Here is a 25,676-nt window from a genome sequence, read left to right as displayed (position 1 = left end):
GGGGTGCTCTCCTTGCTAAGTGCTTCAACGTGGCTGTCGGCTTGGCCTTTCGACGGCCAGGAAGTGCTGAACCAGGGGCGGCTCGGCGCCCTGGTGAAATTGCCGGGCCTCGGCCTGGATGTCCGCGTCGGCCTTCGAGATCCGCTTGTGCTGGCGCAGGTGCTCGGCCCAGGATTCGACGAAGAACCATTCGACGATGTGCTCGGGATCGGCCGCATCCTCGGAGATGCCCCAGGAATAGGCGCCGTCGCGCCAGCGTTCCTCGGAGAGGCGCTCGAGCGCAGCCAAGAAGGCGGCACGGTCGGCCTGCAGGATTCGATAGGTCACCATGATCATCACCGGCCCCCGGTCATGCGCAACGGGTTCGGCCATGGCCGGCTCGGGCCAGTGCAGGGATGGCGTCAGATCGCTCTCGCCGGCCGGCAGAGGCGCGCGATGCGCGAGCAGGGCAACCACGACGAGGCTGAGGCCGGCCGCGACCAGGGCGGTGTCTGTGCCGATCTCCTGCGCGAGGAAGCCCCAGCCCAGGCTGCCCGCCGTCATAGCGCCGTTGAAGGCGGTGAGATAGATCGCGAGGCCCCGGCCCCGGATCCAGTTCGGCAGAATGGCCTGCATGGTGCTGTTAAGGGTGGTCAGCATGGCGATCCACGCGATGCCGAGAACGAAGGTCGCGACGATGGCGACGATCTCCAGGTTGGTGAGGGCGAGCAGGATGGTCGCGGCCGCCGTCACGAGGGTTGCGGCGAGCACCAGGCCGTCCTGCCCAAGCCGGGCGCGGGCCCGCGGCATCAGGACGGCGCCCGCGATGGCGCCTGCTCCGACGCTGCCGAGCAGCAGTCCGTAGAAGCCCGGCCCGCCGCCGATCTCCTGCCGGGCGACGATCGGGAGCAGGGCCCAGACGGCGCTGGCGAAGGCGAAGAACACAACGGCCCGCCACAGGATGCGATGGAGGTCGCGGCTCGCCCGGGCATAGCGCAGGGCGGCGCGCAAGGCTCCGCCGAAATTCTCCCGCAGCCCGTCATCATGATCGGCCTCGCGGCGCCACCACAGCAGGGCACCGCCGACAAGGACATAGGTCAGGACGTCGAGGCCGTAGACGGCGGCGGCCCCGAGAAGCGCCAGCAGAAATCCGCCCAGGGCGGGCCCGATGGAGCGGGCGATGTTGATGCCGAGGGAGTTGAGCGCCACGGCGCCCTTCAGGTCTGACCGTGGAACGAGCTCCGGCGTAATGGCCTGCCAGGCCGGGGTCGCCAGGGCCGCCCCCACGCCGCCGAGGAAGGTGAGGACGATGAGGCCTTCGACCGAGACGGAGCCCGTCCAGGCCAGGACGGCGAGCAGGGAGCTCACGCTTCCGAGAACGATCTGCAGGGCGATGAGAAGGCGCCGCCGGTCGAGGATGTCGGACAGGACGCCGGCCGGAATCGCGAGCAGGAAGAACGGCAGCGTGCCGGCGGCCTGGATCATGGCGACCGACGCGGGCGAGGCGGAAAGCCCCGTGACCAGCCAGGCGGACGACACGTCCCGCATGAAGGTGCCGATATTGCCGAGCACCGTCGCGGTCCAGATCACCGCAAAGAGGCGGTGGCGGAGGGGCGCGAAGGTGCCGGGCGGCGGTGACGCCGGCGCCTGCGCGAGGCCGGCCGGGGTCTCGCTCATAAGCGTGTGCCCCGACCGTTGGCCAGCAAGGCCGCGAGACCAAGACCGCCGACGATGGCCACGTGTTCGAAGAACGTGGCGGTCTGGCGGCCGCGATCGGGCCCCTCGAAAGCCCAGAAGGGATGTGCGAGAAGGGTGGCCAGAGCGGTGAACACCGCCAGGATCCCGGCGCCGAGCCAGCAGGTCCGGCGGGCGCCGAGCCAGCAGGTCCGGCGGGCGAGGAAGAGAATGGACCCGCCGAGCTGCGTGGCGATGACCAGCCCTGCGATCGGCGCGGCCGGTTGGAGGCCGAGCCCCACGACTTCATTCACCGCTCCGCCGAAATCGGCGAGCTTCACGACCCCGCTGATCAGAAAGGGCGACGCCAGCGCGAGGCGCGCCAGATAGTCGAGTCCAGGCAGGGCCAGCATTCGGGTGACGGGGCGGGGAGCCGCGATATCGGTCATGGTGCTTCTCTCAGAAGGCCCAGCAGGAGCAGCCGAGCGCTCCCCAGAAAGAGCGTGAATCCGACGTCGGTGATGCGGATCCCCAGGCCGCGGCATGGGAATGGCCATGCACACCGCAGGAATTGACGCAGCCGCAGGCAGCCGCTGCCGCGAAGGTGTATTTTCGGTCGGATTCAGGACCGGCCCGGCGCTGCTGGTAGCCACCGAACGTGCGGACAGGGGACCAGTCCGGCATCGGGGGTGGCAGAGGCGGCGCGAAATCCTTGAACTCGGCATCGCCGTAGACCGGCCGGCCGCCGAGAAGGGTGAGAACCGACGCGATGTCCTGGATCGCGTCCTCCGGAACGGAGAAGAAATCGTCGGACAGAACCGCCAGGTCCGCCAGCTGGCCCGCCTTGATCTGACCCTTCTTGCCTTCTTCCGTCGAGAACCAAGTGTTGGCTTCGGTCCACAGGCGAAGGGCGGTTTCGCGGTCGAGGCGGTTCGCCGCCGGATAGAGCGTCAGCCCTCCGAGGGTCTTGCCCGTCACGAGCCAGGACAGGGAGACCCAGGGATTGTAGGAGGCCACCCGGGTGGCATCGGTGCCTGCGCCCACGGGAACGCCGGCCTCCAGCATGCGCCGGACCGGGGGCGTGTGCTCGGCCGCCCTGTCGCCGTAACGCTCCACGAAATCCTCGCCCTGGAACGCCATCCGGTGCTGGACCGCGATACCGCCGCCGAGAGCCGCGATCCGGTCGATGTTGCGCTCATCGACGGTCTCGGCGTGATCGATGAACCAGTGCAGGCCCTCGAGCGGCACGTCCCTGTTTACCCTCTCGAACACATCGAGCGCCCGGGTGATCGTCTCGTTGTAGGTGGCGTGCAGGCGCCACGGCCAGCGGTTCTGGGCGAGCAGGCGCACGACGGGCTCGAGATCGGCCTCCATCGAGGGCGGCATCTCGGGCCGTTCGACCTTGAAATCCTCGAAGTCGGCAGCCGAATAGACCAGCATCTCCCCGGCGCCGTTATGGCGGTAGAGATCGTCGCCCTGGCCCGGCTTGACCTGCTTGGACCAGGTGTCGAAATCCGTCAGTTCTTCCTTCGGCCTCTGCGTGAAGAGGTTGTAGGCGAGACGCACCGTGAGCTGGCCCTCCCGATGCAGCTCCTCGATGATCCGGTAATCGTCCGGATAGTTCTGGAAGCCGCCTCCGGCATCGATGACGCCGGTCACTCCGAGGCGGTTCACCTCGCGCATGAAATGGCGCGAGGAGTTCTTCTGGTACTCGGGCGGAAGCTTCGGGCCCTTGGCGAGGGTGGCGTACAGGATCGTGGCATTGGGCCTGGCGATCAGCAGGCCCGTGGGATTGCCCTGCGCGTCCCGCTGGATCTCGCCGCCGGGAGGATTGGGCGTGTCCTTGGTATAGCCAACGGCCCGCAGGGCGGCGCCGTTCAACAACGCACGGTCGTAAAGGTGCAGGATGAAGACTGGCGTGTCGGGCGAGACGGCGTTGATCTCGTCTAGGGTCGGCAGCCTCTTCTCGGCGAATTGATGCTCCGTGAAGCCGCCGACCACCCGCACCCATTGCGGGGCGGGTGTGCGGTCCACCTGTTTCTTCAGCATCCTCATGGCGTCGGCCAGGGAGCGGACACCGTCCCAACGGAGCTCCATGTTGTAGTTGAGGCCGCCACGGATGATGTGCATGTGGCTGTCGATCAGGCCGGGGATGACCCGGCGGCCGTTTAGATCCACGCGTCGCGTGTCGGGGCCGGCAAGGGTCATGATCTCCCGTTCGGCGCCGACGGCGACGAAGCGCCCGTCCCGGATAGCCACAGCGGATGCTTCGGGAGCCTGACGATCGAGTGTCGTGATCCTGCCGTTGAACAGGATCAGGTCGGCGGACGTCTTCATCGTCTGAGCCTCCAGGCCTTTGGGAAGAGCAAAGCCCGCCCCGAATGCACCAAGGCCGGCGAGCACGGTACGACGATCATGGGGCATGGACATAGCCGGCTTTCGCTCGCGTCTGCCGGGCATGGCAGTCGACGGGACATCGAAGAGGATGGAGCGGATGCAGGGATGGTCCTGCACCCGCCGGGGGAGCCGGCTATTCCGCCGCGACCGCCGAGTCGCCGTGGGCGCCTTCGCTCGCGCCGAACATGGTCTTGGCGTAGATGATGCCGAGACCGTAGGCGCCGCCGTACTTCTTCGCGATTCCCGTCGTCAGGTCGTAGGTTTCGGTCCGGGCCCAGTCGCGCTGCAGTTCGAGCAGATATTGCAGAGCGGTCATCGGCCGGACGCCGGCCTGGATCATGCGTTCCACGGCGCGCTCGTGCGCCTCGGTCGAGACATCGCCGCACGCATCGGTCACCACATAGACCTCGAAGCCCTGATCGAGCGCCGACAACGTCGGGCCGACGATGCAGACCGACGTCCAAAGGCCCGCGAAAACCAGGCGGCTCTTGCCGATCCGATTCACCTCGTCGATGACGGCCGCATCCTCCCAGGTGTTCATCGACGTGCGGTCGAGAAGGCTCTGGCCCGGAAAGGCGTCCGTGACCTCGGAGAACATCGGGCCCGAGAAGCTCTTCTCCGCGACGGTCGTCAGGATCGTCGGAACCCTGAAGCCGGCCGCAGCCTGGGCGATCATGGCTGCATTGTTGCGCAGGTTCACGGCATCGATCGACTTCGTCGCAAACGACATCTGCGACTGGAAGTCGATGAGGATCAAAGCGTGATCGGCGGGGTTGATGAGGTTCGAGCCGGGCGTAGGGGATGCTTTGACGGACATGGTCGATCCTGTTCGGGTGAGGGCTGGCGGGGGAACAATCGAGCCATTGGTCTTGAGAATCTTGTCGAAAATGAAACGAACTTGGACGATCTGGGCTTGGCGTTCGGGAAAGTGTCGGTCTCTGGCAAAAGAGGACGAGACAAACGCGATTTCCAGCCGATAGGGTGGCGGAAACGATACACCGGAGTGCAGCCATGGCCGGACGCGGCCTTCATCACGTGACGCTGATCTCGAGCGACGCTGAGCGGAGCTGCCGCTTCTACGCGTGTCTTCTCGGCATGAGGCTCGTCAAGCGGACGGTGTCTCACGAGGATCCAGGGACGTTCCACCTCTGCTTCGGTGACGAGGTCGGCCGGCCAGGCACCCTGTTTACCCTGTTCCCGTGGCAGCGGGTGCCTCGCGGCAGGCGCGGGGCCTGCGAGGCATGGCAGACGGCGTTCCGCATTCCCCTGGGAGCGCTGGACTGGTGGAAGCGTCGCTTTCAGGAGGCCGATGTTCCCTGCGGGATCGGATGGACGGGATTCGGTGAGCCGTGCCTCATGTTCGAAGATCCCGACGGCGCGATGCTGGCCCTCGTGGAGGCGGCCGCGCCCGTGGCGCCTGAACCTCGGAATCGTTCCGACGTTCCCGCGGCCTATGCAATCCAGGGACTTCACGATCTTGTGTTGAAGGTGCGCTTGGCCGATCCGCTGAGCGAGTTGTTTCGAGAGATCCTGGACTTTAACGAGATTGGCCGCCGGGGCCAACTTGTCCGCCTCGCGGCGCATGACCAACCGGGCGGCACCATCACGCTCGACGAGGCCGGCCTTCTCCCGCGAGGTCAGCTTGGAGCAGGGAGCATTCATCATGTTGCCATCCGGGCCCGCGACGCCCTCGACCAGGATTCCCTTGTGCGCGCGCTTCACGACAGGTACGGAATCGTTGCAACTGAGTCCAAAGACCGAATCTATTACCGGTCTGTCAATTTCCGTTCGACCTGCGGCCTTCTCCTGGAACTCGCGACGGACGGGCCGGGGTTCGATATCGATGAAAATTCTGAAAGACTGGGCATGAGCTTGAAGCTTCCTCCCTCCCTCGAGGAGAGGCGCGGCGAGCTCGAACTGCTTCTGCCGTCTCTGCCGCTTCCGACATCCAGGCGACATGAATCCGAGGAGATAACATAAACCCGGATGCCTCCGTCGTACGAGGAACGTGAAGAGCGAAGGATTCAACCGTAAGGCCAGGATCTCCATCGATTGAAGCGAGTTGACATGCCAGCCGTTCAGGAAAACACACAATCCGGGTTGTTCGGCCGGCGGCTCGGACGTCATGTCGAGATGGTCAGCCAGAGCATCCTGCAGGTCTCGAAGGACAACCGTCTCTCCCTCGCCGTCACGCGGCTGACCTGCATGCGCCAGGATCGGGATCGGACGGTTCTGATCGAGCCCGAGGCCGCCTTCAGCGCGACCTACAAATTGAAGGACGTGGAGGAGCACGAGTTCTGGCTCAACGGCCGCATGCGGTACGCGCGAGGCTTCGCGGCAGGGACGGTCAGCGCGGCCGACCTGTCGGAAGATCCTCGCAGCCGAATTCGTGGGCCGTTCGACGGCGTGCAGTTCTACATGCGCAAGGAGGCTCTGGACGATCTCGCCTATGAGCGCGGCGCGTCGCCGATATCGACTCTGCGCGCCCTGCCCGATGCCAATGATCCCATCCTGGGATCGATGTGCGCATTCCTTCTCTCGGCACCGCCGGAACTGTCACAGACCAATCCGCTGTTCGTCGATCAGATGGCTCTGAGCCTGCTGACCTATTTCGCAGAAGGCTATGGGGGCATGCATCTCCCGGCTATTCCCGACAACGGCAAGCTCGCATCGTGGCAGGAGCGACGCGCCAAGGAAATCATGCACTCCCGTCTTGCAGCCCGTCTGACCATCGCCGACATCGCGCGCGAATGCCGTCTCACGCCAAGCTATTTCGCCAAGGCCTTCCGCCGCACGACAGGAATGAGCCCGCATCACTATCTGACGCATATCCGCGTGCAGGAAGCCAAAAGCCTCCTCATGTCCTCGACCTTGCCCTTGGCCGACATCGCGCTCATCTGCGGCTTCGGCGATCAGAGCTATTTCACCCGCGTCTTCACGCGCTGCGTTGGCGCGAGCCCCGGAAAATGGCGCCGGGCGATGCATCGTTGATTGAAGGCCCTGGCCCTGTCGACCCGGCGGGCGGCCCGCGCATCGGATTGGATTCGGAACCAATCCAAAGCTTGACCGTTGACTGGGGCTGTCGTTTGCCCCGAGTTCGGCCATGCGTGTCAGAATTGCCTGGTTCATCCTCGTCCTGCTCGCCCTCGGACCCGCGCAGGCCCAGGAAGACCGCACGGTCCGGGCCGGACTGCTCAGGTTCGGCACCGTCGCCTGGGAAATCGACACCCTCCGCCATTACGGGCTCGACCGGAAGCACGGGATCACCGTGGTGCCGGTCGAGTTTGCATCCAACGAAGCGGCCAAGGTCGCCCTGCAGGCGGGCGCGGTGGACGTGATCGTCACGGACTGGCCCTGGGTGGCCCGCCAGCGGAGCGAGGGAGCCGACTTCAGCTTCGTTCCCTATTCACGGGCCGTCGGCGCGCTCATGCTTCCGCCCGCTTCCAAGGTCGGGAGCCTCCGTGACCTCAAGGGCAAGCGCATCGGCGTTGCAGGCGGACCTCTCGACAAGAGCTGGCTTCTCCTCCGGGCCTTTGCCCAGCAGGAACTCGGTGTCGATGTCGCGGAGTCCGTCGAGCCCGTCTTCGGAGCCCCGCCGCTGCTCAACGAGGAGCTGTCCCGCGGCCGCATCGACGCCGTCTTGACCTATTGGCATTATGCGGCCCGTCTGGAGGCCGACGGGGCCAGAGCGCTCCTGTCTGTCGACGACATGATCCGCGGCCTCGGCATCGATCACGAGGTGCCGATGCTGGGCTATGCCTTTCGGGAGAGCTGGGCCGTCCGTGCGGATGCGACCCTTCAGGGTTTCGTCGCAGCTTCCCGGGATGCGAAGGCGCTGCTTGCCGGCGCGAAGGACGAGTGGATCCGTCTGGCCCCGCAGATCGGAACCGACGACCCGGTAGCCCTGGCGGCCCTCCAGCATGGTTTTCGCAGCGGAATTCCGGATCGGTGGTCTGAAGCCGAGAGACAGGCTTGCGCCGAACTGTATGCTATTCTTGCAAAGATAGGGGGCGACAAGCTGGTCGGATCGTCGAGCGTGCTGGATGCGAAGACCTTCTGGCCCGCAATCTCCTATTGAGGCCGCCGATGCGTGCTGCTGAGGTCGAGGGCAGGGGGGCGTGGCAGGGCATTGCCTCTGTCCTGCTCTTCCTGTGCCTGTGGCAGATTGGGGCCAGCTGGGTCGGGAGCAGGCTGTTTCCCGGTCCCCTCGCGGTGCTGCAGGGCCTCGTCCATGAGGCGGTCGACGGACCCTTGCTTCATCATCTCGGAATCACCATGGCGCGGGTCGGCATCAGCTTTGCGATCGCCATGGTCGCCGGCACGGCCCTGGGCGTCGCCCTCGGACGCCTGGGATGGCTCGACCGCTGGCTCAATCCGTGGCTCGTCATCCTGCTCAATGTGCCGGCGCTGGTGATCATCATCCTGACCTATGTGTGGCTCGGCCTGGTCGAGACCGCGCTTCTGGTGGCAGTGGCGCTCAACAAGATCCCCAACGTCGCCGTGACGCTTCGGGAAGGTGCGAGAGCCCTCGACCGGGACTACATGGACGTCGCGCAGGTCTACCGCTTCGGCCCATGGACGACGCTGCGCGAGGTCATTGCGCCTCAGCTGGCGCCCTATGCCCTGGCCGCAGCCCGCAACGGACTCGCGCTGGTGTGGAAGATCGTTCTCGTGGTCGAGTTGCTCGGACGCTCCAACGGGGTCGGGTTCCAGCTGCAGAGCTATTTTCAGCTCTTCGACGTGCCGCGGGTCATGGCCTACGCGGCTGCCTTCGTCCTGTGTGTCATGCTCATCGAGGCCGTGCTGTTCGCGCCGCTCGAACGCCGCTCTGGGCGGTGGCGTCGATGACGATTCGGATCATGATCGACCGGAAGATTCATCCGGCGCGAGGCGGTGCTCCCCCTCGCGTGCTGTTCGACAACCTGACCCTCGAACTCGCCGACGGCGAGGTTTGTGCCATCGTGGGGCCATCGGGCATCGGCAAGTCCAGCCTCCTGCAGATCGTGGCCGGGCTGGACACGGATTTCGAGGGATCCATCACGGGCTTGCGGCAGCCCGTCGGCTATCTCTTCCAGACGCCGCGCCTTCTCCCGTGGCGAACCGCGCGCAGGAATCTCGAGCTTGCTCTTCCAGACCAGCCCGCAAAGGCCGGAGACTGGCTGCGTCAGATCGGTTTGGCAGGCTCGGAAGACGTCTACCCGCATCAGCTTTCGCTCGGCATGGCGCGGCGCGTGGCCCTGGCCCGTGCGCTGGCGGTGGAGCCGAAGCTGCTCCTCCTGGACGAGCCCTTCGCGTCTCTCGACGACGATACGTCTCGCGAGATGCAGGATCTTGTGGCGTCCCATGTGCGCCGTCTGCGCCCAACGACACTGCTCGTCACACATCACTGGCACGAGGCGGCCCTCGCTCATCGCGCCATCACCTTGGGCGGGTCCCCGGCCCGGATCGTCGAGGACCGGCCCCTTCACGAGGCGAGAGCCGCTGAATGAAGATCATTCTGGTCCTGATCGCGATGGTCCTGTCCGCGCCTGCTCTGGCCGAGGAAGGCGTCATCACCATCGCAGTCATCACGCAGGAGCGCGATCCGGTCGAGCCGGTCTCTCCGATCGACCGGCCGATCCGGGACGAGGGGATCGCAGGGGCTCGGCTGGGTCTCTCCGACAACGCGACCACCGGCCGGTTCACCGGACAGAGCTTCACGCTCGTGGAGCGGACCGTCAAGAATGACGGCAAGCCCGAGGACCTCATCCGGGAACTGGTGCGGGAAGGCGTCCGGCTTGTTGTCTCGGATCTCGATGCGTCGCTCCTGTTGGCCGCGGCTTCCGCGCCCGACGCCCGTGAGATGCTGCTCATCAATGCCCGCGCACCGGATGATGCGCTTCGCAACGAGTCCTGCCGCGCCAACGTGCTTCATACCATCCCGAGCCGCGCCATGCTGGCCGACGCGCTCGCGCAATATCTGATGTCCAAGCGTTGGCGGCGCTGGTTTCTCGTGACCGGCGGCACGTCCGGCGACAGGCTGCAGGCCGACGCCTTCCGCCGGGCGGCTGCGCGATTCGGAGCCGAGATCGCTGTCGAGAAGGACTGGACCTTCAAGCCGGGTCATGCGCGCTCGGATACCGGCCATGTGACGTTGCAGACCGAAATCCCGGCTTTGACTCAGGTTACGGATCACGACGTGCTCGTCGTCGCCGATGAGGCGAACGAGTTCGGCGAGTTCCTCTCCTACCGCACGGCGCGGCCTCGTCCCGTCGCCGGCACGCACGGGCTCGTCACCACGGGCTGGAGTCCGGTGTCGGAGCAATGGGGGGCAACGCAGCTTCAGTCCCGTTTCGAGAAATCCGCCGGCCGCCGGATGAGCCCCGTCGACTACGCTGCCTGGGCGGCGGTGCGCGCCATCGGGGAAGCCGCTGTCAGATCCCGCAGTGCCGACCCGGCCGGGATTGCATCGTTCCTGCGCGGCCCGGATTTCATCCTCTCCGGCTTCAAAGGGCAGGGGCAGAGCTTCCGTGCCTGGGACGGGCAGATGCGACAGCCGATCCTCATCGCGGGGCCTCGGCTTCTCGTCTCCGTCTCACCGCAGGCGGGTTATCTGCACCGCGGATCCGAACTCGATACGCTGGGAACAGACCGGGAGGAGAGCCGATGCAAGCTTTGATCTTAGCGTTGCTGTCAATCGCGCTCAGCCTCCAGGTGGTTTTCGCCGAGACGGTGTATGTATCGAACGAGCAGGACAACACCATCTCGGTCATCGATGGAACCACCTTGGACCAGACGGGTACGATTCCTGTCGGGCGCCGACCGCGAGGCATCGGGCTGAGCGCGGACAGGCAGAAGCTCTATGTGGCGGTGGGCGACGACAACCGGATCGATGTGGTGGATCTCAAATCCCGAAGAGTGGAAGGCTCGCTGCCGTCCGGCGAGGACCCGGAATTCTTCGTGCTGCATCCGGACGGGCGCCGTCTGTTCGTGGCAAACGAGAATGACAACCTCGTCTCCGTCCTGGACATCCCCGGACGTCGCATCGTGGCCGAAGTGCAGGTGGGCGTCGAGCCGGAGGGAATGGGCGTGAGCCCGGACGGACGCTTCGTCGTGAATACCTCAGAGACCACGAGCATGCTCCACGTGATCGATGCGCAGACGCTGGAGCTCGTCGACAACGTACTTGTCGGCACGCGTCCGCGGGTGGCGCAAGTCTCGGGCGACAGCCGTCAGATCTGGGTTTCGTCCGAATTGCGCGGGACCGTGGAGGTGTTCGATGCCGAGACGCGTGAGCCTTTGGCCAGGATCGCCTTCGAGGTGCCGGGTGTTCCACGCGAGCTCGTGCAAGCCGTCGGCATTCAGCTGACGTCCGACGGCTCCCGTGCCTATGTGGCGCTGGGTCCCGCGAACCGGGTCGCCGAGATCGACGCGAAATCCTTCAAGGTGCTGCGCACCTATCTCGTCGGCCAGCGTGTCTGGCACGTCGCCCTCTCACTGGATGGAAAGCGCCTCTACACGGCCAACGGAAATTCGAGCGACGTCTCGGTGATCGATCTCGACGACAGGCAGGTGGTGAAGACCATCGGGGTCGGCCGTTCGCCCTGGGGCCTCGTCGTCGCGCCATGACGGCCCTTGCCATCGACAATCTGAGCCACGGCTTCGGCACGCGTCGTGCGTTGTCCGAGGTGAACCTGTCGGTGGAACCCGGCTCCTTCGCGGTGCTCCTGGGACCCAACGGTGCGGGCAAGACGACGCTCATCGCTCTCGCGACCGGACTCTACAACGCGCAGCACGGCGATATCCGCATCTTCGGCCACTCAATCCGCCGCGACCCTATCCGGGCTCTCGCCCGCCTCGGCGTCGTGTTCCAGATGCCGACACTGGATCTGGATCTCACAGTCGGTCAGAACATGGCCTATCATGGCGCCCTGCACGGGCTCTCGCGCGGGGAGGCTCGGGAGCGTGCAGGAGAGGAACTGGGACGCTTCGGCATCAACGACCGGCGGGACGACAAGGTGCGATCCCTTTCGGGCGGACTGCGCCGGCGTGTGGAAATCGCACGGGCGCTTCTGCATCGGCCCAAGCTCCTGATCGTCGATGAGGCGACGGCCGGTCTCGACATTGCCGCCCGCCAGCTGCTCCTGTCTCACGTGCGCTCCCTCTGCCGCGGCGGCTTGAGTGTTCTTTGGGCCACTCACATGCTCGGGGAGGTCGAGCCTTCGGATCGGCTCGTGATCCTGCATCAGGGGACGGTGCGCTGGGACGGAAGGGCCGGCGACCTCGCCCCGAATGAAGGTCTCGAAGCAGCCTTTCTGCGGATCACGGGTGGGCCGTCATGACGATGCGCTATGCCGTGCGAGCCCTGACCGGCATCATGCATCGGGAAATGTTGCGTCTCGTCGGACAGCGCGGGCGATTGGCTGCGGCGGTCGTGCGGCCTTTGGTCTGGCTCGGAATCTTCGCCGTGGGGTTCCGCTCGGTGCTCGGGCTCTCGATCATTCCGCCGTACCAGACCTACATTCTGTACGAGGTCTACATTGTCCCTGGGCTGGCCGGGATGATGCTGCTGTTCCATGGCATGCAGAGCTCGCTGTCCATGGTCTACGACCGGGAGATGGGATCGATGCGGGTGCTCCTGACCGCCCCGTTGCCGCGCTGGTGGCTGCTGGGCGCCCGCCTGCTTGCCAATACCGTGACGGTGTTGCCCATCGTCTACCTGTTTCTCGTCCTCGCCCGGTTCTGGGACGTCCGGCCGCCCGCACTCGGCTATCTGGCAACGTTGCCGGCCCTCGGCCTCGCCGGCCTCATGCTGGCGGCGTTCGGCCTGGCCTTATCGTCCATGATCCGTCAGCTCGAGAATTTCGCCGGGGTGATGAACTTCGTCATCTTTCCGCTCTTCTTCGCCTCGACGGCGCTTTACCCGCTCTGGCGGCTGGAAGAGGTGAGCCCGATCCTCGCCGCGATCGCCTGGCTCAACCCGTTCTCCCACGCGGTCGAGCTGATCCGCTTCGCCCTCTATCTGCGGTTTGAGCCGGTGGCATTGGCCGTCTGTATTGCCGCCCTCGCGGGCTTCTTCGGGCTCGGGGTCTGGGGCTATGATCCCGGCCGCGGCTTCTGGGCGCGTCGGGTCGCCGAGGGATCTTGACTGTAGCGAGTGGAACAGGGGCGTCGATTCCCAGTTGCATTCACGGCAGTAACCGCACCGGTGATCGATCATGACAGAGCCGCAGACCAGCTCATTGCGGAAGGATTTTCGGGTTTTTCGTGAGCCGGGCTTTCTGGTGACGCTTCTCCTGATCGGGCTCCTGGCAGCCGTGGGCGCCTACATTCTCGTTGCCGCGTCCAATGATTACGGGATACCAGTACGCGAGTACTGGCGTTGAGCTCCTGATCAAAGTTCCCTTACGGAATGATCACATTTTCGGGAACATACCGGAAGCTGTGCGGTTAGAGTCGAGCCGCGACCGACGCGGCGCGTCAAGCGTTCCGGAGAGCTATCTTGGGTGGAGCTCGACTTGCCCTCGTTCTTGCGATCTCGCTGATCCTTCAGCCGGTCTCCTCTGTTCTGGCTCAGCCTGCCTCACCACCGCCCGCGGCTCCCCCTTTTGCAGCCACTCCCGAAGACGGGCAGTGGACGATCCCGCAGAAGAACTACGCATCGACCCGCTATAGCGATCTGTCCGAGATCAACACCGAGACGGTGAAAAATCTCCAGGTGGCCTTCACCTTCTCGACAGGCGTCAACAAGGGACAGGAATCAGCCCCGCTCGTCGTCGGCGGCACGATGTACGTTCTCTCTCCCTATCCCAACATCCTCTATGCCCTGGATCTCACGCAGCCCGGCGCGCCGATGAAATGGCAGTACAACCCGAAGCCGGCCGCCGCCGCCCAGGGTGTCGCCTGCTGCGACGTGGTCAACCGTGGCCCCACCTTCGCCAACGGCCGGATCGTCTTCACGACGCTTGACGCCCATGTGGTGTCCGTGAACGCCGAGACCGGCGAGGAGGTGTGGAAGACCAAGCTTGGCGACATCAACCGGGGCGAGACCATGACCATGGCGCCTCTGGTCGTGAAGGACAAGGTGATCGTCGGCATCTCGGGGGGCGAGTACGGGGTGAGGGGCTGGATTCAGGCCCTCGACATCAATTCCGGGAAGAGCGTCTGGAAGGCCTACAACACCGGCCCGGATCAGGACGTGAAGATCGGACCGACCTTCAAGCCCTTCTACGACAGCGATAAGGGCAAGGATCTCGGTGTCACCACTTGGCCGGCAGACGCCTGGCAGCAGGGCGGCGGCACAGTGTGGGGATGGCTGTCCTACGATCCCGAGCTCAACCTCCTCTATCATGGAACCGGCAATCCGGGTCCCTGGAACCCCAACCAGCGCCCCGGCGACAACAAATGGACGGCGGGCATCTTCGCCCGGGATCCCGACACCGGCGAGGCGCGGTGGTTCTACCAGACCGCACCACACGATCTCCATGACTGGGACAACATCAACGAGTTGATCCTCCTCGACATGGATTGGGAGGGACAGCCCCGCAAGGTGCTCGTTCATCCGGGGCGGACGGGTTTTCTCTACGTGATCGACCGCACCACCGGTGAGGTTCTGTCTGCGAAACCGTTTCATGCGCTGACAGCCGTGACGGGCGTCGACCTCAAGACGGGCCGCATCCAGTATAATGCTGAGAAGGAGCCTGTGAACAACCGCGTGGTGCGCGACATCTGCCCCACCGCTCCCGGCGCGAAGGACTGGAACCCGAGCGCGTTCTCCCACAGGACCGGTCTTCTCTATATCCCGCACATGAACATGTGCATGGACTGGGAGAGCGTCGAGCCGAACTACATCGCCGGAACGCCCTATGTCGGCGCGGAGGTCCGCATGTATCCCGGGCCCGGCGGCCACATGGGCGAGTTCTCCGCGTGGGATCTTCAGGCGGGCAAAGAGCTCTGGACGATCAACGAGCGCTTCCCGCTCTGGAGCGGTGCGCTCGCCACCGCCGGCGACGTGGTGTTCTACGGCACCATGGAGGGCTGGTTCAAAGCCGTGCATGCGCGCACCGGCGAGGTGCTGTGGCAATTCAAAGTCGATTCCGGAATCATCGGTCAGCCGACCACCTATCGCGGGCCCGACGGCAAGCAATATGTCGCCATTCTCTCCGGCGTCGGCGGCTGGGCCGGGGCGATCGTCTCCGGGGATCTCGACCCGCGGGACGGCTCGGCCGCCAAAGGGTTCGTCAACGCCATGCGGGACCTGAAGAACGTCACCACCAAGGGAGGAGCGCTCTATGTGTTCAAGCTTCCTTAAAGGTGCCGCTCTTGCCGCATTGCTGGTGATGGCCGGCGGTGTTCATGCGCGGGAACTTCGCGTCTGCGCCGATCCCAACAATCTCCCGTTCTCCAATGAAGCCGGCGAGGGCTTCGAGAACAAGATCGTTTCCCTGATCGCCCAGGAACTCGGCGCGGAGGTTCGCTATACCTGGTGGGCGCAGCGCCGCGGCTTCCTGCGCAACACGCTCAAGGCCGAGATCTGCGACCTGGTGCCCGGTCTTCCTGCCAATCTGGAAGGCGTGCGAACGACCGCGCCCTATTACCGGTCCTCCTATGTCTTCGTCACCCGTACGGGTGGTCCCGAAATCCAGTCCTTCAACGATCCGGCTCTTCGTGCCGTGAGGATCGGCGTCCATCTCATCGGCGACGACGGCTCGAACACGCCGCCGGCGCACGCCCTCTCCCGCCGCGGCATCGTGGAGAACGTGCGCGGCTTCATGATTTATGGCGACTACAACGAACCCGATCCGCCGGCGCGCATCCTCAGGGCCCTGGCGAACGGCGACATCGACGTCGCCGTCGTCTGGGGGCCTCTCGGAGGCTACTTCGCAGAGCGCGAGGGCGTTCCGCTGACAGTAAACCCCGTGCGCCCGATCTTCGACGGTCCGCAGCTTCCCATGGCGTTCGATATTTCAATGGCCGTCCGAAAGGACGATGAGACGCTGCGCCAGGAGGTCGATGCAGCGCTCGCCCGGCGCCGGCCCGAGGTGGATGCCATTCTTGCAGCCTTCAGGGTCCCGCGTCTCGACACCGGCATGAAGCAGGCAGGGCGCACGCCATGAGAACGCTTCTGATCCTGTCCATTGCCGCCTTAGCCCTCGTGGCCTGCGAGAGGGAGGATCGCGAGTACCGGTCCAACCCGGTCACGGCCGAGACGAACGAGAAGATCGCCCTGGTCCCCTTGTCGGCTGGTCCCGGTGGGCCAACCGAGCAGAGGTCGGGCATTGGCAAGGACTACGAGGAGAACGCCTATCACATCTCGCAGGGGCAACGCCTGTATACCTGGTTCAACTGCAATGGCTGCCACGCCAATGGCGGCGGCGATTCCGGACCGGCGCTCATGGATGACCGCTGGATCTATGGCGGGCAGATCGAGAACATCGTCCAAACGATCCGGGAAGGGCGGCCGAACGGCATGCCGTCGTTCCGCGGGAAGATTCCCGACGATCAGATCTGGCAGATTGCGGCCTATATCCGCTCCATGGGCCGCAACGTGCCGAAGCCGGCGGCGCCGAGCCGCAAGGACGATATGAGTCCCGGGCCTGCCGAGCAGCGCCGCCCGCCGGGCGAGGTGATCGACGGCGGGCAGATTCCACCCTCCGCCCAAATGCCGCAATGAGGCGGGGATGAGAAGGCTCGGCCCCATTCTTCTGTTCTCCACTCTGCCTCTCGGAGGCTGTCAGGGCTGGCAATCGGCGCTCGACGCGCACGGGCCTGCCGCAGGCGTCTTGGCACGCATGTTCTGGACCTTCGTCGCCGTGCTCGCCACGGTGTGGGTCCTGACCATGATCGCCCTTCTCCTGTCGCTGCGCAGACGGCGCCCTGCCGGTGCCGACCCGCTGGCCACGGACCCCGCAACCGAGCGGCGTATGACCATCACGGTCTCGATCGCCATCGCCCTGACGCTCGTGACGGTCGTTTCCCTGACGGGCCTCAGCTATGCGGCCCAGAAAGTGCTGTTCGCCCACAAGGAGGGAGGGCTGACACTCCTGGTCAAGGGGCAGCAATGGTGGTGGCAGGTGACCTACGAGGATCCACAGCCGAACCGTGTCTTCACCACGGCCAACGAAATCCACATCCCGGTCGGCGAGCCCGTGCTGATCAAGCTCGAATCCTCCGACGTGATCCACTCCTTCTGGGTTCCGAGCCTCACCGGCAAGATGGATGCAATTACCGGCCGGCAGAACCAGATCCAGATCCAGGCGGACCGTCCGGGCTTGTACCGCGGACAATGTGCGGAGTATTGCGGCCTGCAGCATGCGCATATGGGTCTGCTCGTGGTCGCGGAGAGCAGGGAGGACTTCGAGCGGTGGCGCGAGCAGCAGATCTCCTCCGCCATTCCGCCGAACGATGACGAGCGGCAGCGCGGCATGGAGATCTTCATGTCGAAGCCCTGCATCATGTGCCACCAGATCCGGGGAACGGATGCCGGCGGCAAGGTCGCCCCGGACCTCACGCATGTGGGAAGCCGTCGCACTATCGGCGCCGGAACCCTGGAGACGACGCGGGGGAATATCGCCGCGTGGATCGTGGACCCGCACGGCGTCAAGCCGGGCGTGAACATGCCAACGATTCAGCTCGATCCCGACGAGGTTCAGCCTCTCGCAACCTATCTGGAGGGGCTGAAGTGACCCGGGCGATCACATCCCACGATCTCGATGCCGTTCCCGAGATCTCGCGCCTTGCGACGGGGGAGCGTGGCGGCATTCCCGGCGTGCAGAGCGAGGCGGATGCGCCTCCGAGCCCCGATGAACTGCGCGACGATCAGGTGGACGGCGCGGAGCTGACGGCACGGCTCGCCAAGACCTGGGGCACCGACAAGGGACTCGTCGGCACTCTCTCCACGGTGGACCACAAGATCATTGGCCGCCGCTACATCATCACGGCGATCCTTTTCCTGTTCCTGGGCGGCCTGTCCGCTGTCGTCATGCGCATGCAGCTGGCCGTCCCTGAGAACAGGCTCGTCGGGCCGGATCTTTACAACCAGCTCTTCACCATGCACGGCACCACGATGATGTTCCTCTTCGGCGTGCCGATCGGCGAGGCCTTCGCGGTCTATCTGGTGCCGCTCATGGTGGGCACCCGCAACATCGCGTTCCCGCGCCTGAACGCCTATTCCTACTATGTCTATCTCTTTGGCGGCCTTATGATCTGGGTCGCGTTCATGCTCAATATCGGCCCGGATGTCGGATGGTTCGCCTATGTTCCGCTCTCGGGTCCTGAGTTCTCTCCCGGCAAGCGGGCGGATTTCTGGGCGCAGATGATCACCTTCACGGAGGTGTCTGGAATCGCGGTGGCGATTTCCATCATCGTGACGGTGTTCAAATTGCGCGCGCCCGGCATGACGCTGGATCGCATTCCGCTCTTCGTCTGGGCTGAACTCGTCAATTCCTTCGTCATCATCTTCGCTCTGCCTGCGGTGGTGACGGCTTCGGCCACCCTGATGATGGATCGGCTCGTTGGAACGCATTTCTTCAACCCGGCGGAAGGCGGCGACGCGCTGCTCTACCAGCACCTGTTCTGGTTTTTCGGCCATCCGGAGGTCTACATCATCTTCCTGCCGGCCACGGGCTGGGTCTCGGCCATCGTGGTCACCTTCGCCCGACGGCAGGCCTTCGGCTACATCGCTCTCGTGCTGTCGCTCATCGCGACCGGCTTCCTGTCGTTCGGTCTGTGGGTGCACCACATGTTCACGACCGGGCTGCCGCAGCTCGGCGCCAGCTTCTTCACTGCGTCCAGCATGCTGATCGCCATCCCGAATGGCATTCAGATCTTCTGCTGGATCGCGACCCTGTGGGACGGGAGGCCTGTGTTCCGCGCGCCGCTTCTGTTCATCATCGGGTTCTTCTTCATCTTCGTGGCCGGAGGACTGTCGGGCATCATGCTGGCCTCAGTGCCGCTCGACACCCAGGTCCACGACACGTTCTTCGTGGTCGCCCATTTCCACTACGTACTGATCGGCGGCAACGTTTTCCCGCTCATCGCTGCGGTGTATTACTGGTTCCCTAAATTCACCGGCCGCATGATGAGCGAGCGGCTCGGCAAGTGGCATTTCTGGCTCGCCTTCATCGGCTTCAACGTCACCTTCTTTCCCATGCACATCACGGGCCTGATGGGCATGCCGCGCCGGGTCTACACCTATCTGCCGGAAATGGGCTGGGCGAACCTGAACCTCCTCTCCTCCGCCGGGGCGGTCCTGTTCTTCGGAAGCTTCGTCCTCTTTCTCTACAACATCGTGTCTAGCGCCCGCCGCGGCCCTCTGGCAGGACCCAATCCCTGGGATGCCGGAACCCTCGAATGGGCGGCAGCCTCGCCGCCCATGCCACAGAATTTTGACCGCATCCCCGTCGTGACCAATCGCGAGCCGCTCTGGGCGCACCGCGACAGCCTTCCCGTCGTCGCAGGATTGAGCGTCGAGAACCGGGAACAGATCGTCTCCACGATCACCCATGGCCGCGCGGACTTGCGGGAGTCCACGCCGGAGCCATCGATCTGGCCCTTCATGGCGGCGATTGCGACGACGATTCTCTTCGTCGGCTCCATGTTCACCCCCTGGGCTTTGGTGTGGGGCAGCATTCCGCTTGCAGTGACGCTCATGGGGTGGTTCTGGCCGAAGCCGAGCATGGAGGACGAGCGATGACGATGGACGCTCAATCCCGCGACGCCATGCTGCCGCATCGGATCGTGCTGAACGCCAGGGGCTTGCCGGCCTATGCTTATGGCCCGCGCAGCCCAATCTGGTGGGGGACGGTGGGCTTCGCGGCTGCCGAGGGCATGGGTTTCGCTCTTGCCGGCGGCATGTATTTCTATCTCGTCTTCATCAATGGCAGCTGGCCGCTGAGCGCGCCGCCGCCGGACCTCCTCTGGTCGAGCATCTTCACGATCGTCCTCCTCATCAGTGTCTGGCCGAACCAGCGGGCCAAGCGGGACGGGGAGCGCGAGGACCTTGCGGGGTCGCGCCGCAATCTCGTGATCATGAGCCTGCTCGGCGTGGCGCTTCTGGGCATCCGCGTATTCGAGTTTGGGACGCTCCACGTGCGATGGGACCAGAATGCCTACGGGTCTGTGGTGTGGCTCCTTCTCGGCCTGCATACGCTGCACCTGCTCACGGATCTGGGCGACACCATCGTGCTCACGGTGCTGATGTTCACCCGACACGGCCACGGCAAGCGCTTCTCCGATGTGGGTGACAACGCTTTCTACTGGTATTTCGTCGTGGCCTCGTGGCTGCCGATCTATGTCATCCTCTACTGGTTCCCGAGATGGTGGTGACGCCATGGCAGGACTGATCTCACGCGGCCTGCCATCTGCTGGCGTCTTTGCCGGACCGATCGCCTGGCTGGCCGACACGCAATTCAACTACGCGGCCGTGCCCTGGGTCTGCGCCCATCAGGTGCCGCTCATCCCCCTCTTCGCCCTGGCCATGGCGGCCATCAGCCTTGTCGGCGGCTTCCTCTCCTGGCGCGGATATGCCAGCGCGGCGCCGAAGCCGGTGCCGGATTCCACCGGGGCCGGGCGGCCGCATCGTTTCGTGGCCCTCATGGGCATCGCGATCGCGCTTCTGTTCACGATCGTCATCCTGCTCCACGGCGTGGCCGGACTCGTCTTCCACGGGTGCGAGCGATGAGAGCGCTTGCCGTTCTGCTGCTGCTTGTATGCGTCGGCGAGGCGCAGGCCCATTCCGGCCATGTGCACTGGACCGACACCGACACTACTTGGACCTGGAATCCCTGGGTTACCGTTCCATTGATTGTATCCGGCTCCCTGTACGCGATGGGCACGGCGCATCTCTGGCGCCGGGCCGGCATCGGGCGGGGCGTCAGGATCTGGCAGGCCCTGTGCTTCGCCGCCGGCTGGCTGCTGCTCGTCTCAGCGCTCGTTGCGCCGCTCCACTGGCTGGGAGAGCGCCTGTTCGTCGCTCACATGATCGAGCATGAGATCCTCATGACTGCCGCAGCCCCGCTCCTCGTCATAGGCCGTCCGGTGGCGATGCTCTGGGCTTTTCCGACAAGCCTGCGCGCCCGCATCGGCGGGTGGGGCCAGTCACCCTCTGTGACGACAACATGGCTCTGGCTCACCACTCCGCCGACGGCCACTCTGCTCCATGGCTTGGCGCTCTGGATCTGGCACGCACCCGGACTTTACGAGGCGGCCCTCGCCGATCCGTGGATCCACTGGCTGCAGCATCTCAGCTTCTTCGTCACGGCCCTCCTGTTCTGGCGCGCACTCCTCATGGGCCGACAGCGCACCTATGGCGCGTCGGTGTTCTACCTCTTCGTGACTTCGCTCCATACCGGGTTCCTCGGCATCCTGCTGGCCCTGTTCCGCAGGCCGATCTATCCGGCGCAGACCTCCCAGGCGGCGGAGTGGGGTCTCACCCCGCTCGAGGATCAGCAACTGGCTGGCCTGTTCATGTGGATCCCCGCCGGAATGGTCTATGCCGGCGCGGCGCTGATCCTGGCCGGCCTGTGGATCGCCCGATCCGGACCGCGGCACCTCGGAGGAAGGCATGCTCATGCAGCGCGCTAGGATCCTCACCCCGCTGGCGGCAGCGCTGGCCCTTGGAACGGCATGGATCTTTCTCAGCCCCCGGCGCACCGGATCGGCATCGCGCCCAAGGCGGAGAGAGCCGGCCCCGTTCAATCCCGAGGCTCACCTGCGGGGCGTCCGGGTTGCCGGACCGACCCGCTTCCGCACTCGCGCGGTCTATCTCGTGCTCTGTCTGCTTGTGCTGATCGGAGCCGGCATCTATGCCGGATATCAGATGAAGTTCGACCGGGAGGCCCGGACCCGTGCTGTAGCGCTCACCATGGGCGATCCGGACCTGGGGAGGTATCTTGCGCAGCGCTATGGCTGCGCCGGGTGTCACACGATCCCCGGCGTTCCCGGCGCTCAGGGCAAGGTCGGGCCGACGCTCCAGGGGTTTGCCGCTCGGGTCTATATTGGCGGCGTGGCCACCAACTCACCGGATAGTCTCATCCAATGGATCGAGAACCCGCGCACCATCGATCCCAAAACGGCCATGCCCGCCACGGGCATATCCCGCGCTGAGGCGCGGCATGTCGCGGCCTATCTCTACACGTTGCGCTGAGTTGTCCGAGTGCCTGACGGCATCTGAACAAACTCCTGGATGGATGTACGTGAGCCTCACGGCAGTCCGGCCGGGCCGATGGTCAACGGCGCTGCTTGCGTAGGTAGTCCACGAGAACACGCAGCTTGAGCGGCAGGTTTCGGCGATTGGGATAATAGAGGTAAAAACCCGGAAAGGGTGGGCAGAACTCCTCGAGGAGCGGCACGAGTTCAGCCTGAGAGATATAGGGGCGGAAGGTCTCTTCCATGCCGAAGGTCAGACCTGCTCCTGCTCGGGCCAGCTGGATCATCACCCGCATCTCGTTGGTGGTCACGCGCGGATCAACCGCCACATCGAAGTCGCGCCCGCTCTCCGTGAACTCCCACCGATAAGGTGCGACCTGAGGACTTGGACGCCAGCCGATGCAGCAATGTCCGGTCAGATCCCGCGGGTGGGCGGGGGCGCCATGCCGGGCCAAGTAATCAGGCGAGCCCACGACGATCTGCCGTTGCTCGGCCGATACCGCAACGGCGATCATGTCCTGCTCGATCACCTCGCCTAGCCTGACGCCGGCGTCGAAACCTTCGGCGACGATGTCGAACTCCTCGTCGGTCACGGTGATATCAAGGCGGATGTCGGGATAGGCAGCAACGAATCCCGCCAGCAGTGAGCCACTCAGGAATCTCTCTGCAATGGAGGAAACCGTCAGGCGCAGCATGCCGCTGGGCTGCTCGCGCATCTCGCCCATGGCCTCGACCGCCGCACCGAGATCGGCGAGGGCAGGACGCACAGACTCGTAAAGCCGCTCGCCGGCTTCCGTCAGACGGACGCTTCGGGTCGTGCGCTGAACAAGCGCCATGCCCATGCGCTCCTCGAGCCGCCGGACAGCCTGGCTCACGGCCGAGCGGGTAACGCCCAGGCGTTCGCTCGCGGCCCGAAAGCTCTGCGCCTCCGCAACGGTCACAAAGACGGTGATTCCAGCAAGGTCCATAGCCATTGGTGACAAAAACTTACCAGCTCATGCAGAACTGGCAAGTCGATCATGCCGGCGGCTCGCACTACGTTGTGTCCGCAAGCCCGATGCCGAGGGGGCATCGACGGTATGGACACAGACGGAAATAGAAGGATCAGATGATGTCTGAGACAAAAATCATCATCATTACAGGCGCCTCCAGTGGGATCGGCGAAGCCGTTGCGCTGGAACTGTCCAAAGCCGGTCATGTCGTCGTGGTGGGTGCCCGACGGACTGATCGCCTTCACGATCTGGCCAGCCGGATCGAGGCATCCGGCGGCACCGCCCGCGCCCACCGGCTCGACGTGACCTCGCGGGATGATTTTGATCGTATCCTGTCCGCGACCCTTGAGGAGTTCGGCCGGGTCGATGTCATCGTCAACAATGCGGGTGTCATGCCGCTGTCCCCCCTCAGGGCCCTCAAGGTGAGTGAGTGGAACCAGATGGTCGACGTCAACATCAAGGGCGTCCTGAACGGGATCGCGGCCGTGCTGCCCCACATGGAAGCCCGGGGCTCCGGTCATGTCATCAACGTTGCGTCGATCGGGGCGCATCGTGTCTCGCCGACGGCTGCGGTCTATTGCGCCACCAAGCATGCGGTCTGGGCGATCTCGGATGGCCTGCGCCAAGAGACGGACCGCCTGCGGGTCACGGTGATCTCTCCAGGCGTTGTCACGAGCGAACTGGCGGAGACGATTTCGAACGACACCGCACGTGATGCCATGCGGGAATTTCGAAAGGTCGCTATCGAGCCGGATGCAATCGGCCGAGCGGTTCTCTACGCGATCGAGCAGCCATCCGACGTGGATGTCAGCGAGATTGTCGTCCGTCCGACGGCAAGCCCTCACTGATAACGGAGGGGCAACGATGGCTTGGAAGGCTCCCTGCCTCGCCTTCTCGGTTTTGCTGGTCGTCGCCTCGACCGGAGCCGGACAGGCAGAATTCGAAGGTCAATCTCAGGTCAGAACGTTGAAGGATATGACAGATCACCCTTATCTCGGCATGTGGGTCACCCGGGATGGCCTCATTCGCCAGGAACTCCTCCCGAACGGACGCTACGATGAGGCGCGGGGCAGTCGCAGGGGCGCCTATCAGGGGCGCTACGAGATACGCGGCGACCGAATCGAATACTGGGATGATACTGGGTTTACGGCGGACGGTGAGTTCATCAACGATGTCCTTCATCATGGCGGAATGCTGTTCTATCGCGAGCGGCAGGTGGAGTAGCCCCAGCGACGGGGCGTCCGAAACGGTGGCCGCGGCCGTGGCAATGCTCTTGATGCGGACGCATCCGGTGCGGCTTGGCGGTGCCCCTCACAACCCTATCAGGAGCGTGTGGTCTCGGGGACGTCGTCCATCGCCCGGCACCGCCAGACGCGTTCCACTAGGTCGTACGATGGTCCTGAAGGACGAACCGCAGAAGGGCAAGGATCGCCTCGGCCTCTGAAGTGTCGCTTCGAAGTGCATTCGCATCGAAACGGGGCTCCAACTCCTCGGGCGTCGACTCCACATAAGCCATGGACCAAGTCGAGAACTCCCGCGCCCGGACCGGGACACAGTCGAGCAACGTCACATTCGTGTGGCGCTCATCACAGGCTATATGCCCGAACAGGCTTTTGACGGCATGGGGCGGCCCCTCCAGGACCTGCGCAAAACGGCGAAGGTCGAACAGCAATGCCCCCGAGATCCCGGTGCGTCTGTTCCAGTCCCGCGACCACGTCAAAATCCGCCGGATTTCGTCGGCCACCGCTTGCGGTTCACCGTCGATCGTCATCTGGCTCCGGTAGATGAGGCGGCACAGGTCCGGCGGGGCTTCCTGCTCTAGGTCCATTCTCACTTGCACGATCGGACTCACAATTGCTCTGGGATCAGAACGGAAAGGTCTTAGCAGACATGATGGTTCAGTCCTTCACATAAGCTATGGTCCGTGGCTGCAAGTTTGGGTAAGGACTATCGAAACCCGCAAACTCTGTCCGCCGTCGTGGAGGGGCCCCTTGACATGATCCCAAGATGTCGGCCTGCGATGGGGACACACAACTGGATCGCATCCATCGGCTGCACGAAGCCTTCGGGATCATGTGCTCCATCGCCCGCCCAATCTGGCGTGAGGAACCGAGCTGGATGTCTCCAAACAATTCCAAGCAGTACCGATGGGACGGTTCCATCGTGGCTCTCAGAGATTCTAAAGGAAGCCTCAAGGTAATCTGGCGCAATTCCGAGTACCGTGGGCGTTACAGTGTTCTAGCTGAACTCGCCTGGGAGGCCATGTCGGAGCCCCGTTCCAGCGTTACTCACTAGGTGGAAGGGAGGTTTCTTCGGGAGCTTCAGCCGCCATTGCGCCCCGATCTGGCCTAAAAACCGATTCGCTATGACAAGCAGGCGGTGCGGCAAACAGGCCCGGGGGAGTGATTTAGGGCGAAGTCTCTGCTAGAGGGCAGGTTTGCCAGATGCCGTTCAACACCATTCCGAGACGATCTATTGCACTATCCTTTTCCTCCCAATGAAAGTGCA

27 protein-coding genes are annotated in these 25,676 nt (G+C 64.5%); 21 read left to right on the top strand and 6 right to left on the bottom strand.

The genetic code is table 11. The annotated features are described in order from the left end of the window. Positions 1–24: 24 nt before the first annotated feature. The 4 genes from HPT29_RS23470 to HPT29_RS23455 form a co-directional block, all read right to left on the bottom strand. Positions 25–1,656: an MFS transporter gene (locus HPT29_RS23470; protein ID WP_173949385.1), complete on the bottom strand. Its 1,632-nt coding sequence runs from the start codon at positions 1,654–1,656 to the stop codon at positions 25–27. Beyond that, the gene (locus HPT29_RS23465) at positions 1,653–2,102 is read right to left on the bottom strand and encodes a DoxX family protein (protein WP_173949384.1); all 450 of its coding nucleotides are present in this window, start codon (positions 2,100–2,102) and stop codon (positions 1,653–1,655) included. The genes HPT29_RS23470 and HPT29_RS23465 overlap by 4 nt, the downstream gene beginning before the upstream one ends. A gap of 10 nt (positions 2,103–2,112) precedes the next feature. Continuing rightward, entirely contained in the window at positions 2,113–4,083 is a 1,971-nt protein-coding gene (locus HPT29_RS23460) for an amidohydrolase (RefSeq protein WP_210272326.1), read from the bottom strand. Positions 4,084–4,183: 100 nt separating this feature from the next. Further along, on the bottom strand, positions 4,184–4,867 hold the full coding sequence (locus HPT29_RS23455; protein ID WP_173949382.1) for a hydrolase: 684 nt from the start codon (positions 4,865–4,867) through the stop codon (positions 4,184–4,186). A gap of 194 nt (positions 4,868–5,061) precedes the next feature. On the opposite strand from HPT29_RS23455, the gene HPT29_RS23450 reads away from it, so the two are divergent. The 19 genes from HPT29_RS23450 to HPT29_RS28750 all read left to right on the top strand — a co-directional run bounded on the left by HPT29_RS23450 (position 5,062) and on the right by HPT29_RS28750 (position 22,174). After that, positions 5,062–6,030 (top strand): VOC family protein, encoded by a 969-nt coding sequence (locus HPT29_RS23450; protein WP_173949381.1) that lies wholly within the window; start codon positions 5,062–5,064, stop codon positions 6,028–6,030. Between the two features lie 87 nt (positions 6,031–6,117). Next, positions 6,118–7,041 carry a helix-turn-helix transcriptional regulator gene (locus HPT29_RS23445; protein ID WP_173949380.1) on the top strand — a complete coding sequence of 308 codons (924 nt, stop codon included), beginning with the start codon at positions 6,118–6,120 and terminating at the stop codon, positions 7,039–7,041. 112 nt (positions 7,042–7,153) lie between these two features. Continuing rightward, positions 7,154–8,128, top strand: coding sequence for an ABC transporter substrate-binding protein (locus HPT29_RS23440; RefSeq protein WP_173949379.1), 975 nt, complete (start codon positions 7,154–7,156; stop codon positions 8,126–8,128). 8 nt (positions 8,129–8,136) lie between these two features. Beyond that, entirely contained in the window at positions 8,137–8,898 is a 762-nt protein-coding gene (locus HPT29_RS23435; protein ID WP_173949378.1) for an ABC transporter permease, read from the top strand. Next, positions 8,895–9,539 carry an ABC transporter ATP-binding protein gene (locus HPT29_RS23430; RefSeq protein WP_173949377.1) on the top strand — a complete coding sequence of 215 codons (645 nt, stop codon included), beginning with the start codon at positions 8,895–8,897 and terminating at the stop codon, positions 9,537–9,539. Before HPT29_RS23435 ends, HPT29_RS23430 begins: the two co-directional genes overlap by 4 nt. Next, the gene (locus HPT29_RS23425) at positions 9,536–10,708 is read left to right on the top strand and encodes an ABC transporter substrate-binding protein (protein ID WP_173949376.1); all 1,173 of its coding nucleotides are present in this window, start codon (positions 9,536–9,538) and stop codon (positions 10,706–10,708) included. Before HPT29_RS23430 ends, HPT29_RS23425 begins: the two co-directional genes overlap by 4 nt. Continuing rightward, positions 10,696–11,658, top strand: a complete 963-nt coding sequence (locus HPT29_RS23420) for a PQQ-dependent catabolism-associated beta-propeller protein (protein WP_173949375.1) — start codon at positions 10,696–10,698, stop codon at positions 11,656–11,658. Before HPT29_RS23425 ends, HPT29_RS23420 begins: the two co-directional genes overlap by 13 nt. Next, entirely contained in the window at positions 11,655–12,371 is a 717-nt protein-coding gene (locus tag HPT29_RS23415) for an ABC transporter ATP-binding protein (protein WP_173949374.1), read from the top strand. Before HPT29_RS23420 ends, HPT29_RS23415 begins: the two co-directional genes overlap by 4 nt. After that, complete coding sequence (locus HPT29_RS23410; protein WP_173949373.1) at positions 12,368–13,177, top strand: ABC transporter permease; 810 nt, start codon at positions 12,368–12,370, stop codon at positions 13,175–13,177. Before HPT29_RS23415 ends, HPT29_RS23410 begins: the two co-directional genes overlap by 4 nt. 70 nt (positions 13,178–13,247) lie before the next feature. After that, the gene (locus tag HPT29_RS23405; RefSeq protein WP_173949372.1) at positions 13,248–13,415 is read left to right on the top strand and encodes a hypothetical protein; all 168 of its coding nucleotides are present in this window, start codon (positions 13,248–13,250) and stop codon (positions 13,413–13,415) included. Between the two features lie 116 nt (positions 13,416–13,531). Further along, positions 13,532–15,340, top strand: coding sequence for a methanol/ethanol family PQQ-dependent dehydrogenase (locus HPT29_RS23400; RefSeq protein ID WP_173949371.1), 1,809 nt, complete (start codon positions 13,532–13,534; stop codon positions 15,338–15,340). Beyond that, positions 15,321–16,145 carry a substrate-binding domain-containing protein gene (locus tag HPT29_RS23395; protein ID WP_173949370.1) on the top strand — a complete coding sequence of 275 codons (825 nt, stop codon included), beginning with the start codon at positions 15,321–15,323 and terminating at the stop codon, positions 16,143–16,145. Before HPT29_RS23400 ends, HPT29_RS23395 begins: the two co-directional genes overlap by 20 nt. After that, positions 16,142–16,702, top strand: coding sequence for a c-type cytochrome (locus HPT29_RS23390; RefSeq protein WP_173949369.1), 561 nt, complete (start codon positions 16,142–16,144; stop codon positions 16,700–16,702). The genes HPT29_RS23395 and HPT29_RS23390 overlap by 4 nt, the downstream gene beginning before the upstream one ends. A 7-nt stretch (positions 16,703–16,709) precedes the next feature. Continuing rightward, positions 16,710–17,714 (top strand): cytochrome c oxidase subunit II, encoded by a 1,005-nt coding sequence (gene coxB, locus HPT29_RS23385; protein WP_173949368.1) that lies wholly within the window; start codon positions 16,710–16,712, stop codon positions 17,712–17,714. 83 nt (positions 17,715–17,797) lie between these two features. Then, positions 17,798–19,723, top strand: a complete 1,926-nt coding sequence (gene ctaD / locus HPT29_RS23380; RefSeq protein ID WP_432807310.1) for a cytochrome c oxidase subunit I — start codon at positions 17,798–17,800, stop codon at positions 19,721–19,723. Between the two features lie 2 nt (positions 19,724–19,725). Next, positions 19,726–20,355 carry a cytochrome c oxidase subunit 3 gene (locus tag HPT29_RS23375; protein ID WP_247654749.1) on the top strand — a complete coding sequence of 210 codons (630 nt, stop codon included), beginning with the start codon at positions 19,726–19,728 and terminating at the stop codon, positions 20,353–20,355. 4 nt (positions 20,356–20,359) lie between these two features. After that, entirely contained in the window at positions 20,360–20,710 is a 351-nt protein-coding gene (locus HPT29_RS23370) for a hypothetical protein (RefSeq protein ID WP_173949366.1), read from the top strand. Further along, entirely contained in the window at positions 20,707–21,612 is a 906-nt protein-coding gene (locus HPT29_RS23365) for a cytochrome c oxidase assembly protein (protein WP_173949365.1), read from the top strand. The genes HPT29_RS23370 and HPT29_RS23365 overlap by 4 nt, the downstream gene beginning before the upstream one ends. Then, on the top strand, positions 21,599–22,174 hold the full coding sequence (locus HPT29_RS28750) for a c-type cytochrome (protein WP_349774706.1): 576 nt from the start codon (positions 21,599–21,601) through the stop codon (positions 22,172–22,174). The genes HPT29_RS23365 and HPT29_RS28750 overlap by 14 nt, the downstream gene beginning before the upstream one ends. An 82-nt stretch (positions 22,175–22,256) precedes the next feature. On the opposite strand, the gene HPT29_RS23355 is transcribed toward HPT29_RS28750, so the two are convergent. Next, positions 22,257–23,150, bottom strand: coding sequence for a LysR family transcriptional regulator (locus HPT29_RS23355; RefSeq protein WP_173949364.1), 894 nt, complete (start codon positions 23,148–23,150; stop codon positions 22,257–22,259). A gap of 137 nt (positions 23,151–23,287) precedes the next feature. On the opposite strand from HPT29_RS23355, the gene HPT29_RS23350 reads away from it, so the two are divergent. Together HPT29_RS23350 and HPT29_RS23345 are read left to right on the top strand one after the other, a co-directional pair. Beyond that, positions 23,288–24,016 (top strand): SDR family oxidoreductase, encoded by a 729-nt coding sequence (locus tag HPT29_RS23350; RefSeq protein ID WP_173949363.1) that lies wholly within the window; start codon positions 23,288–23,290, stop codon positions 24,014–24,016. 16 nt (positions 24,017–24,032) lie between these two features. Further along, the gene (locus HPT29_RS23345; RefSeq protein WP_173949362.1) at positions 24,033–24,392 is read left to right on the top strand and encodes an Atu4866 domain-containing protein; all 360 of its coding nucleotides are present in this window, start codon (positions 24,033–24,035) and stop codon (positions 24,390–24,392) included. Positions 24,393–24,549: 157 nt separating this feature from the next. Here HPT29_RS23345 and HPT29_RS23340 read toward each other — a convergent pair whose 3' ends face one another. After that, positions 24,550–24,996 carry a BLUF domain-containing protein gene (locus tag HPT29_RS23340; protein ID WP_173949361.1) on the bottom strand — a complete coding sequence of 149 codons (447 nt, stop codon included), beginning with the start codon at positions 24,994–24,996 and terminating at the stop codon, positions 24,550–24,552. Positions 24,997–25,676: the final 680 nt, after the last annotated feature.

The sequence above is a fragment of the Microvirga terrae genome, assembly GCF_013307435.2.
Lineage (GTDB): Bacteria > Pseudomonadota > Alphaproteobacteria > Rhizobiales > Beijerinckiaceae > Microvirga > Microvirga terrae.
Note: the sequence above shows the minus strand (reverse complement) of the source record. Positions and strands in the feature narration are given on the sequence as shown.